1 protein-coding gene and 1 tRNA gene are annotated in these 1,525 nt (G+C 69.9%); one reads left to right on the forward strand and one right to left on the reverse strand.

The annotated features are described in order from the left end of the window. Positions 1–123 precede the first annotated feature (123 nt). Positions 124–200: transfer RNA gene (locus NTX40_01600), tRNA-Val, on the reverse strand. Between the two features lie 183 nt (positions 201–383). Here NTX40_01600 and larA point away from each other — a divergent pair. Then, positions 384–1,525, forward strand: a 1,142-nt coding sequence (larA, locus tag NTX40_01605) for a nickel-dependent lactate racemase (protein ID MCX5647781.1), incomplete at its 3' end; no start/stop codon positions are given.

The raw sequence follows: 1,525 nt of genomic DNA on the forward strand, positions 1-1,525 counted from the left end.
TTTCGCAAAAGTAATGTAACAAGGCGCTATCTCAACGGCGATGGCAGTTCGGAGGCCAGGATGAGGGAGCGCACGGCCGAAGTCGGCAAAATGCGGCCGAGCACACACATCGAGCAACCCAGGTGGTGGGCGCTACAGGACTTGAACCTGTGACCTCGTGGGTGTGATCCACGCGCTCTAGCCAACTGAGCTAAGCGCCCACGAACGGAACCTGCCGCGAAAACTATACCCTCATCCCGCCCGCCGTTCAAGCCCAAACCGCGCGGCGGGGGGCGCCGGCGGCGGGCAAGCGAGCGGCGTCCAGAAACGTGTTGCGGCCGCCGGCCGGACCGTTTAAATAAGGGCTTGGGATTCGGCGAGGGGGAGGACCCGACGGGGCCCGCATGCGCATCCAACTGGCCTATGGCCGCGATGGCGCTTCAATCGACGTGCCGGACGAAAACCTCGTGGCGGTGGTGGAGCCCGACTGGCCGGCGGCGCTGGAGCCGGCCGAGGCCGCCGTCGCCAAGGCCCTCCGGGCGCCAGTCGCGGGGCCGTCGCTTGCCGAGGTCCTCGCGGAGCGGACGAAGGGCCGAAGCCGGTCGGTCGGCACGAAGGAGTGGCATCGCGACTGGCGCAACTTCCGCGCCGTCGTCCTTGTGAGCGACCGGACCCGGCCGTGCCCGAACCACGACCTCGCGGCGCCGATCCTCGCGGAACTCGAGCGCGCCGGCATCCCCGCCGAGAGCATCACCCTCCTGATCGGGACGGGCCTGCACGGCCCGGTCGTCGGCGACGAGACGTGCCGACTCCTCGGCGCCGACATCGTTGCGAGGTACCGCGTGGTGAATCATTTCAGCCGGCGGTCGGTCGCGCTCCGGCGCCTGGGCGAGACGGCCGCCGGCACGCCGGTCGTCCTGGCGAGCGAATGGGTCCAGGCCGACGTGCGGATCGCGACCGGCGTCATCGAGCCTCACCTCATGGCCGGTTTCTCCGGAGGCCGAAAGGCCATCTGCCCCGGCATCGCGGGCGACGAGACGGTCCGGGCCTGGCACGCGCCGAAGTTTCTCGAGCACCCGCGCGCCCTGCCGGGCTGTCTGGAAGGCAACCCGGAGCACGAGGAAGCGCTGGCCGTCGCCGCCTTCGCCCCGCCTCACTTCACGGTCAATGTGACGGTGGACCGGCAGGTCCGGCCGACGGGCGTCTTCGCGGGCGCCGACCTGGAGACGGTCCACGCGGTGGGCGTGGCGTTCCTCCGCAAACACGCCGCGCGCCCCGTCCCCGAGCCGTGCGACATCCTCGTCACGACGAACGGCGGCTGGCCGCTCGACCACACCTTCTACCAGTGCCAAAAAGGCCTCCTGACGGGCCTCGGAATTCTGAAGCGCGGCGGGACGTTTCTCTTCGCGGCCGCGTGCGAAGAAGGCATCGGCGGCAGCGAGTTTACGGACCTCGTGATGCGGGGCCTCGGGCACGAGGCGTTCCTGGCGGAGGTGACGGCCGAGGGGGCCCCCGTCGTGAAGGACCAGTGGGCCCTGGAGAACCT

The sequence above is a fragment of the Planctomycetota bacterium genome (genome assembly GCA_026387035.1).
Lineage (GTDB): Bacteria > Planctomycetota > Phycisphaerae > FEN-1346 > FEN-1346 > JAPLMM01.